9 protein-coding genes and 1 pseudogene are annotated in these 10214 nt (G+C 44.7%); 2 read left to right on the top strand and 8 right to left on the bottom strand.

From position 1 onward, the window contains the following. The 7 genes from DFP83_RS13020 to DFP83_RS12990 all read right to left on the bottom strand — a co-directional run. A partial coding sequence (locus tag DFP83_RS13020) for an ImmA/IrrE family metallo-endopeptidase (protein ID WP_244912979.1) occupies window positions 1-795 on the bottom strand: 795 nt, incomplete at its 3' end. A 187-nt stretch (window positions 796-982) separates the two neighbouring features. Further along, the gene (locus tag DFP83_RS13015; protein ID WP_110576442.1) at window positions 983-1645 is read right to left on the bottom strand and encodes a hypothetical protein; all 663 of its coding nucleotides are present in this window, start codon (window positions 1643-1645) and stop codon (window positions 983-985) included. 39 nt (window positions 1646-1684) lie between these two features. Continuing rightward, entirely contained in the window at window positions 1685-2056 is a 372-nt protein-coding gene (locus DFP83_RS13010; protein WP_110576440.1) for a hypothetical protein, read from the bottom strand. A 134-nt stretch (window positions 2057-2190) separates the two neighbouring features. Continuing rightward, a complete protein-coding gene (locus tag DFP83_RS13005) occupies window positions 2191-3429 on the bottom strand; it encodes an IS110 family RNA-guided transposase (RefSeq protein ID WP_110576446.1) in 1239 nt (412 codons plus the stop codon). Window positions 3430-3782: 353 nt separating this feature from the next. Continuing rightward, the gene (locus DFP83_RS13000) at window positions 3783-4208 is read right to left on the bottom strand and encodes a hypothetical protein (protein ID WP_110576438.1); all 426 of its coding nucleotides are present in this window, start codon (window positions 4206-4208) and stop codon (window positions 3783-3785) included. 121 nt (window positions 4209-4329) lie between these two features. Next, window positions 4330-4998 (bottom strand): AbiV family abortive infection protein, encoded by a 669-nt coding sequence (locus tag DFP83_RS12995; RefSeq protein WP_110576436.1) that lies wholly within the window; start codon window positions 4996-4998, stop codon window positions 4330-4332. A gap of 178 nt (window positions 4999-5176) precedes the next feature. Then, window positions 5177-6316, bottom strand: a complete 1140-nt coding sequence (locus DFP83_RS12990; RefSeq protein ID WP_110576434.1) for a serine hydrolase domain-containing protein — start codon at window positions 6314-6316, stop codon at window positions 5177-5179. Window positions 6317-6732: 416 nt separating this feature from the next. Here DFP83_RS12990 and DFP83_RS12985 point away from each other — a divergent pair, with 416 nt between their 5' ends. Together DFP83_RS12985 and DFP83_RS12980 are read left to right on the top strand one after the other, a co-directional pair. After that, entirely contained in the window at window positions 6733-7200 is a 468-nt protein-coding gene (locus tag DFP83_RS12985; RefSeq protein WP_110576432.1) for a DUF3015 family protein, read from the top strand. Window positions 7201-7218: 18 nt separating this feature from the next. Continuing rightward, entirely contained in the window at window positions 7219-9069 is a 1851-nt protein-coding gene (locus DFP83_RS12980) for an Lnb N-terminal periplasmic domain-containing protein (RefSeq protein ID WP_110576430.1), read from the top strand. Between the two features lie 193 nt (window positions 9070-9262). Here the strand turns inward: DFP83_RS12980 and DFP83_RS12975 are convergent. After that, window positions 9263-10214 (bottom strand): annotated as a pseudogene (locus DFP83_RS12975) (IS3 family transposase); the annotation flags it as partial.

Here is a 10214-nt window from a genome sequence, read left to right as displayed (position 1 = left end):
GTGATCGGATAAAACCGAAACAGGTGATCGGTTTAAACCGAAATGGGTGATCGGATTGAACCGAAATGAGTGTTCGGATTCATCCGAAACATGCACAGCTACGGCATTACAAAATTTCTCCTCATCGCGATTGTTGCTTGGGTCGCCGTCAGAAATACCAGGCTTGTTCAACCAGATGTGGCAGAGCTCATGAATAAGTGTGAACAGTCTCGGACCGGGAGCATCCGCGTGATTGATAAAAATCATAGGCGCATAGTCGTCACAAAGGGCAAACCCTCGAAATTCATCAACGTTTAGTGGCCGGGTGTGGTGACCAATGTATGGTTGACGCATGACGGAAACGCCAATCCTCTCAATTTTACCGACTAACTCACGATAATAATCGTCCCATTTGCCTCGAGTTGGGTATGTAGGGACGTCCAGAATTTGTTTTATGTCTCGAACCACATCATCTACAGAGTCCTGAAGTGTTGCTCTGCCCACACATATAACCGGCCTCGCAAGATTACTAAGAAGATAGTCTCTGTACCATTCCTGTCGGTCCAACATCAATTTGATAAGGTCAAACAGTTCAGCACTTGGCTTGCCGACACCTTTGCCGTCAACAGTTCGCAGATCCGGTATGGGCAACTGTTCAACAGGTGGTTCGCTTAGAAACAAGTATCCGAATGGCACGTGGGTTTTTTTGGCAAATTCCATTGCTTTCACAAAAGTGATGGATTCAACGCCGTCTTCCCAGCTGACCAGCCGGTCTTCGTCCACATTCATTTTATTAGCGAATGTGGGGATATCCATGACTGCTCTCTCACGAGCCCATGTCAGCATATTTTTATTTATCAGCGCCTTTGTCATTGTCCTGAAATCACTTAAGTGATAACCAATTTAGTATCAGTTTATGAACAAATAGTATGCGTTATCTGCCAATTCTTCAATCATTTGGTTGTCTCTGTTTATCGAACTAAAGGCCGCCAGACCGCCTCCGTTATCCATAAAGTTCGAATAGTCTTGGAATAACCGCATGGCCAATTGCCACAAAGGCAATTAGATAGGGTCCGTATAGGGTCAGTGAGTCATTGTTTCGGAACTGGGCGTCCCACCAGTAGCTAATGATTAGCCACAAGGATTCAAAGTAACCTCTAAAATTTTTACAGAAATAGATCGGAGATGAGCATATGCGATGCTCAAACTCGGTGGAATACTCGTAAACAAAAGCTGAATTGAAAAAGGCCCTTGTTTCGAGTGAAATATCTACTTGATAATTTTCATAGCCATTTCCGGAATCATAACTCTCTCCAAAAGGAACCTCAGATGGAGCTATGTCTATAGCCATCCCACCTAATTCCGACGCATGTTCGTTGTAATAGTTAATAAAGTTGTCGTTTAACAATTTTCTATGCCAAATTTCGGCGATTTCTTTGTGATACTTTGCCGCGTTGTTGTAATACCGAATGAGCAGGAAGCCAGCAGTCCATAGTAGGATGTTGAATAAGTTTTCTGGATGTGCGAAGCCAAGCTTGAAAATGAAAGTGTTGATTTCGTATATCTGAGCGCCGCCCATCGTAGTTATAAGTAGCACCAGTGATATGGCGATCAGCATACGGCGGCTTCTGAGGTAGTGTTTGTCTGAATCCATGGCTTGCTTCATAAGTGTCCCTAGCGAGCTCAGCGAGTGTTAATGCGTTTGTTATTTACGTTGCTTCTGATTAAACACTTTAAGCATGTAACTTTCATTTAGGGTCTTATAGTTGACGCCGACATCATCACATATTGCTTTTAAGAGAGTAGTTATTGAATCATTAACATGAGGCTTTCCTGGAACATCAAGTGCTTCAAACAGTTTTTCTACCGCCCTCAATACTTTCTCATTATAATGGAATACAAAATAAATTTCGTTCATTGCTCGACTAAATTCGTCGCCGTTGAGATCATAACGATTGCCAAAGAGCTTTTTGGCAGTATCAAGCCTAAATTTCTTTTTTTCATATTTTAGAAATAAATAGGCACTAGCTAAGGCGCCAATTAGACCAGATATCAAGGATGCGAAAATTAACTCCATGCTTCAACTTCTCCTGAGTGTATAACAGAGTATTATACCGACCGTGCAAGGTTGGCTTCCTCACAAGCTACTCTACCTTGTGAAATTACAAAGTCCAATGGCCGCTTCACGCCCTGAGACTTTCAGCAAGTTTTTTATGCCATCAATAAAGGCGATTGTCTCTCTCGTAATGCCTTTAAATATTTCGCCTCATCGTAGCGCGTTCTCGTTTTCCAACAACGGTAGATAATGCGTATCCACTTAAATGCTAATGCCCTGACGGCAGACTGGTGGGATTTACCCTTTTCTCGTTGCTGTTGGTAATAAAGACCGGCCCAATATGATGAATACACCGTCTTGGCAGCCCATTCTACGAACGTCTGTCTGACGAACTTGGCACACTGCCACCGCCAGTGCACCCACGACTTCTGTCCGCTGCGCTCGGTTACAGGAGCTATACCCGCATAGTTCTGTATCTCTTCGGCACTATTAAAGCGATTACGATCGTCACCTAAAGCAGCCAGCATTCTCGGTCCCATGCAAGGACCCATACTCGGTAGGGATTTGAATAAGGCCGCATCCGGTAATGTATCAAACAGCGCTTCAATTCGTTCATCATAAGCCTTGATATTTTCAGCCACGAGTTTTATTTGTTTAGCCAGAGCGACGGCCATTAACGCGTTAGCTTGGATAATACTGACGTCCGTTGTAAGTGGGACGGCATTAACAATCAGCTCAATACGCTGCTCGGTATGAGCAACTGCTGTACCTCCTTTTGCATTGAGGAATAGCCTAACCGTATGCGCTCTGGCGCGTTTAAGTTGTTGGAGACTAGGCCATCGTATGATCAGGTCACAAAACAGCTCACTATCCCGGTGGGAGAACCACTCCAGAGGTTGCGGATAATATTGCTTGAGCGTATTGATAATACGATTAACAAAGCGACGCTTATCTTCAACTAGCAGCCGACGTTGTTCGACGAGCTGTTGTAGCAAACGAATGTCGCTATTGCTTGGCTCAATAGCTTTGATCTTCTTGGGGTAACGCAGCATCAAATCGAGTGCTAACTCGGCATCAAGTGGATCATCTTTGGCGCCACTGGGCCAAAAAGCTTGTCGATAACGAGCCAACGATAAGGCATGAACAGGAAAAACAGTGACGAAGGGATACTTCTGAAGCGCGTATACAATCGGTCCTTTCTTCAGCTCGAGAGCAACCGCAATCTTTCCCTTTACTTGCTTGTGCAACTCCTTGAGCCAGGAATCAAGTGCTTCAGGCGTATGTTTTATTACCTGAAAACGACGTTCACCGCTCTCATATTGAATACACACATCGTGTTTTTTATCTGCCCAGTCTAATCCGACATGAGCAGCAAACTGATTAATCGCAGTCATCACCAACTCCTGTTCATTGAGAATTGGTATGCTTTCCACGCTCTTCGAAAGAAATATAGCCAGCAGTCTGTATGCATGCCCTGAGTATTCGTTTGCGAGCAGTGGAGCACTTATTGGATCGAAAGAAAAGCGGTGATCGTCGAGTGATTCTCGCTCAATATTCGTATCCAATAAGCGCATACCCTGAACCATATAAAAGTGTAGTTCTCAGGGCTTGAATGACTATATTTCGCTCATAGTAGCCTGACTGCTTAGTGACAGGTGCGGACATTCAGTAACACTTTGCACACCGTATGAAATAAGCGTAGTTTATCGAGGTTCGAGCCACGTAGCAGCTGAAGCGCTGTACCTTGTTATACGCCACGCTTCGCCAATAGCTCTTTAGTTTTTATTAAGCGGGCAGCTAGCTTCTCAGGGCCTACACCAGCTGCTTTAGGTTGGCTTTTATAGCGCTCTAATATCTCGACTTCTTTGTGGTACAGCTTTTCTTTACGATAAAGGATAGCTAGTTGTTCGTAGTACCACGGAGCTACACCCCAGCCTTCGCCTGCAAACTTCGATTCTGATTCGGTCGCGTAAACAGAGCGGAGAAGTACTTCGATAGCTTCTTGATTTCTCCCCTCGCGTTTAAGCTGCTTTACCTGCTCCACGCTATCGGTATAGTGCTCCCCATCAACCGAGCCACCTTTACGAATGTCATCCATTTTTGAATTGAAATTAGAACCTACTTCTTGACGATTCTCACTCGGTTTTCCAAATATCTTATTTAACCAGCTCATAATCTCCCCCGAAGTGGATAACGCCCAACTATGGGGCTGATACAGCTTGGCTATAATTTGTAGCGAAGCGAAACTGAACCAAGCTGTAGCAGTCCCACATAAGTTGTTTTTTATAACCCGCTTACTCACCGATAAACGCTTTAAATGAAAGCTCGTGTTCAGTGATGAGTTGTTCTCTTTTCATATCTTCAAACCAATTATTCAGTGCGGTTTTCATGACATCCATTGAACTCCGCCAAACAGGCTTTAAATGTTTAACCCATAACTCTATTTCACGCGCTGTAAAATTTCCTTCCTTACATTGTATTTTGGCGATTTTAATCATTTTATTAGCATTTTCTTTGTCTATTACTTCTGCGGGTATAGACCAATGAGATTTTCCTAAACAGTCAGTATAAAATCCTATTTGCTTCAAGTTATCCAGCAGCTGAGGATGTTCAGACTCGTTATTGAAAACTTCTTTAAAATCTTCCAATTTTTTTGCACCATCTGCCACAAGCGATGGGAAAATCCACATTACATTTTTCTTAGTATGTGAACGGTATGCTTTCCAAGCTTCTTTGACCTGATCGCCGTTTTTTGCTAGTGCAAGTTCTCGCAATATACTTACTTTTCCTGACTCTTCGATTGATAAAATTGCCAATGACAAAGCAGATGGAAAACGATCCAAAGCAAATAGTGATTCAGCATCTTCTAACAAGCGAATTGCATTTTTATTGGCAGCATTCATACCATCTGCTATTTGATAAGGTTTTAAAGTATTTTTCCACTGCCCAAGTCCCTTTGACATCCAAACCTCTCAACTAGGGTTATAACAGCCTATTATACCGACCATGCAAGATCAGTTTCCTTGCAAGCTAGATTACCTTGTAAGGTCAGAAAGTCCAACGTCAGTTGATCGCTCAAACCCGCCGTTCTTCAAATCCGCTCTTCAAGGTCTCCAATATCGCCGATTGCGATTATTTGTCCTACTCCCAACACTTGTAGCCGCCGCGCGGAATGGAGGAGTCGACAGCGTTAGCTGCTTGCCACGCTAGCGAGAGCGGATTCATTGCATTTGGTGTATCTTCACGATTAGTCAGTACGATAACCGACAGTCCGGTGTCGACATCTCTAATATAGGCCGTACCGGAGTAACCACCATGATTAAGGATACGGCGCCCATTCACGATCTGAGCTTGCCAGCCACGGGCGTAGCCCCAAGTGTCGCATTGTCGGCCAGTATCGAACGAACGCTGAATCTGCCATGTGGCTTCCAGCGCGTTCCGATTGATATGCTTCGGGTTCGAAAGTTCCGCTTCCCAACGACTCAAGTCTTCAAGTGAGGACATCACACCAAAATGCGACGTCAGAGAGAACTGCCAAACTCGTCGATTTCGTTTTAGCTCACCGTTATTCCAAGCATAGCCCTGTGCTAAGTGCGGTACAATCTTCCGCTGATCTAAGAGATGTGTCTGTTCCATACCCAGGGGGCGAAAGAAACTTTCCTGCATGTAGTTTGCATACGATTGCTCAGTCACCTCTTCGATAATGATACCGAGCAAGAAGTATCCCTGGTCAGAATAGTTCCAATCAGTTCCTGGCTCTGCGACCATAGGCGTGTTTTTCGCCGATGTCAGCATGTCGTCACGCGAGTATTCGAGCAGGAGCACGTCGTGCACCGTCCGTTCGAAGCGATGGGCAAGTCCGGCTGTGTGACTCAAAAGCTGATCGACCGTAATCGTGTTCCAGGCTGGAGGCGCGTCCTCGATCCACTCAACGAGTCGGTCGTCAAGGCTCAAACGCTCTTCCTCCACCAGTGTCATCACCGCTAAGGCAGTCATCTGTTTAGTCAAAGACGCGATCTCGAAAACGGTTTGTGTGGTAACGGGTATTTCATGACTGAGGTTTGCCATGCCGTGGGTGCTTATATGCACAGGCTGGCCTGCGCGCATGACGGTGATCGCGGCTCCAGGGAAATGCCCTTCTTCCATTAGAGTATTGATCCTCGTGTCGACCCGCTCGATGTGAGGCAGTTGAGAAATGTCTTTAGCATCTACTCCATCCACCAGGGTAATGAAAAAGGTGAATGCAAAGGCAGCATGCCAAATCGCTACTCTGAATGTCATCGGCGAGTCTCCATAGTCAACATAATTCCAGATAATGGACTAAAAATAGTGAGATAGCGATACGAATGCTTTTCAAGTTCGCTGCTAAAGAGATTATTAAATCATTCCGATCACTTTATTTCTACTTTTGGCTTACCCCCCCAATACAGGCATGTTTTAGACACTGTCCGCTCCTCGCTCATGGCGGTCGTTTAGCTGTCAACGGTAATCTAATTTTGAGCCACCTAGCGGTAAAGCAAAATTGCCCCACCCTTAGTGGATCGCTCTTCATTCTGATGGTTGGTTACTCAGTAACAGCAGCCCCCAAGTAAATACGGTTTCAACGCTCGACTTGTATTTAACATTTTGAAACACTCCTGTATTATATACGACGCAGTTAAGCTGCCGTTGAAAATTAAACTTAGAAGGATATAACCATGAAAAAAGGACTGGCTTTAGCAGTAGCTCTGACGACTTTATCAACTTCTGCAGTCGTTTCTCAGCCTGCAAATGCAGCGGACGAAAAACTAAATGCTTGGCAACATTGTGGGCTCGGTGCGGCTGTATTTCCCAGTAATGGAACCGCTGCTGCAATTTCAAACATCATCTGGGACTTGGGCACTACAGCCTTGACCTCAGCAACCGTTTCTAAAGAGACATGTAACTCAGAGCTCGTTCAAACAGCACGTTTTATTGACGAGAACTATGAGCAATTAGAAACTGAGCTTGCTATTGGCGAAGGTCGTCACGTTGATACTATGCTGACAATGTTAAAAGTCGACTCAGCTGAGCGTGAAACAGTTCTGAATGAACTTCGTGGCTCATTGGTTATCGATGAAACTCGCTCTAACAGCGAAAAAGCACAGGCTTTGTTCTACTCAGCACAGAACTTGCTCAATTCATAAAAGATTTAAGCAACTGCTATGAATTTACCCGAGCCTTCGCTCGGGTTTTTTATGGTGTTAGCAAAAGGAAAACCTGTGATTAAACACGTTTTACTCTGTCTGATTTTCGCGTTCACCACCTTTAATGTGTCAGCTGAATCCGAATTATCGAATTCATGGCAGTGGCGAAAGTTGCTTCAGTACAATGAAATACAGGAATCGGAGGTAAAACAAGAGGATTTCTTCTTCTCCCCGCAAGGTAAAAATAACCCTCAAGCTGAGCTAGATGCCACAATAGATGCATTCAGCGATGAAGCGAATATTTGTAATTTTCCGGCTCGCCATATGCTAATACATGAAGCTGGGTTATTACCGAGCTTTGATTATTCAGCTTGTGATGACTTTGTAACTTGGCAAAAATCCGATGAAGTAGATACAGCAACATTGGTTTTTGCAGACGGATACCTAAAGAACCCAGCTTCTTTTCATGGGCACCTTTTTATAAAGCTTGGAGAGAGCTCCGATACTGATTTGCTCGACAATAGTTTAAATTTTGGAGCAAAAGTCCCCACAGGAGTAGACCCGGTCACTTACATTATCAATGGATTATTTGGTGGTTACGAAGCGCGCTATTCAGCACAGCCCTTTTACAGGCATAATTTATCGTACGGTCAGGTAGAGCTTAGAAACTTGTGGGATTATGAGCTTGATATTTCGACTTTTGATGCCCAATTGTTAGCGGCCCATTTATACGAGCTATCAAGGACGGAGTATACCTATTATTTTACTAACAAAAACTGTGCTTACTATGTCGCTCGAGTCATTGAGCTTGTTGCTGGGGAATACCTGGTTTCAGATAGAGAGCTCACTGTTTTCCCATCAGAAATTATAAAGCGAGTCGCGGCCCCAGAGGCCAACCTAGTTCGAAAGATAGGGCTTAACGAAAGTGAACAAAAACGTTTTCAGTCAAAATATCATGCGCTATCGGCAAATCAGCAAGAGGCAGTTAATTTATGGGTTACGGGTAGCGACCGGAACAAACAATTTCGTCGCCTATCGGAGAGTGAACAGAAACAAGTTTTAATTACGTTAGCGTCTTATTATACCTTTCGACAGCGCCAGAGCCCGGAACAGAAACAGCACAGATCTCGCAAACAAGAGGTTTTAAACAGACTTCTGCAATATCCGGCCGGTAATAATCTTAAAGTAGAGGCTTCCGCGGAAGAGCCTCATCTTGGACAGAAACCAAATATGTTTAGGCTTTCACGTGTGCTAGGCAATAACCAGGCTAACCGCTGGGAGGTCATCATAAGACCGACCTATTACGACCGTTTACAACCTAAAGTTGGGAAGCCCAAAAACTCAGCGTTACGCATGGGGGAGCTTACTATCTCACTGGTTGATAACAACTTTCTGCTTGAAGACGTGACATTAATCGACATAACGTCATTTAATGTTAGCAGTACAGGTTTACCGGGTGACGGGGGAAGCTCCTGGGCTATTAAGACGGGCGCCTCGAGAAACCGGTTAAGGGGAGCTGAAGCTAATTTTTCAGCTTACGTTGAAGGTCATTATGGCTGGTCTGGCAATGTCACAGATAAAGTTATCAGCTATGCGCTTGTAGGTGGCCGCATACATGATAAAGAACTATCTGGTGATGACCATAATTTAACTATTGAAAGTACAGTCGGTCTGGAGGGGCAATTTCTGGGAAGTAACTGGTTTTGCGAGATAGCGACTCCTCTGAGTATTGCTGAAAGAATCTCATCGCAAGACTGGAAAACTAACTGTGGTGTTAGTTTTGTTAATACCGGTGAAGTTGATTTAAGGCTTGTTTACGAAAAACAAAACAACACCAATTTGAAATTAGGTTTTTCATATTACTTTTAGATAATGTGCTATGCAGTGTGAATTACCAGTAGTTTATTAGAAAACCTCAGGAGGAGGGACTCAACATCTGCTCGCAGCACGAGGGGGGAAGTCCGCTTTGAGCGAATTGCGGACATTGGACTTTCTAACCTTACAAGGTATTCTAGCTTGCAAGAAAAACGACCTGTAGTTGCCCCCGCTAAAACGGACAGTGCTAACTTGCCACTTTGAGAGCGCGATACTCTCTTGGTGACATCATTTTTAATCCGCTGTGCGGATGGTAAGTGTTGTAATCCTCAAACCAATCACCCAACTGAGCCATCACCGTTGCCGCATCCGGTCGGTCGTTCATGTACACGTAATCACGTTTAAACGTCTTCACGAACGCTTCAGCCATGCCATTACTTTGCGGGCTTCGTACCGGCGTGGTACAGACCTTAAAACCGAGTGACTTGGCAAATTGCCGCGTTTCATCGGCAATGTAACAGCTACCGTTATCGGTCAGCCATTCGACTTCTTTTGGCAAAACTGACGTATCGCCAAAGCGCTTCTCAATGCTTTCAACCAAAACATCCTGAACCATCGTGGCGCTAATGCCTTTAGTCGTCGCAACATAGTTCATAATTTCGCGGTCACAACAGTCCAAGCTAAACACCACACGCACTTTTTCTTTGTTCCAACAGCTTATTTCGAAGCCATCAGAGCACCATCGCGTATTTGAATGCAGCGTTACCACTTTACCTTCGTGAGCGCGATTATCACCAACGCGGCCAGTATGTTTCGGTAACAACAACTTGTTTAGGCGCATAATGCGATACACGCGCTTTGGGTTCACTCGAGCGAAACCATAATCACCTGAGCGCAGCTTTCGATTCAAATGCGCGGTGATGCGTCGATAGCCGTTCGTTGCACGGCCATCACACAGCTCCTCTATCAGCGGCAATAACAATCCATCTTCTTGCTTGTTATAACGCGCTGAACGACCCTTTTGTCGTTCATAAATACGCTGATAAAGATTCGAGCGCGACACACCCAAAGCACTTACGATTCGGATGACAGGGAATCGTCCGGTGGCAGCAATGGCATGCGCGATATCAACTTTTTTGACTGGGCTATCTCCAGTGCCTCTTTAAGAATTTCCGTTTCCATGGTTTTACGGCCAAGCA

The organism is Idiomarina fontislapidosi (assembly GCF_003226255.1).
GTDB lineage: Bacteria > Pseudomonadota > Gammaproteobacteria > Enterobacterales > Alteromonadaceae > Idiomarina > Idiomarina fontislapidosi.
The sequence above is the reverse complement of the archived record's forward strand: the minus strand, read 5'-3'. Positions and strand labels throughout refer to the sequence as shown.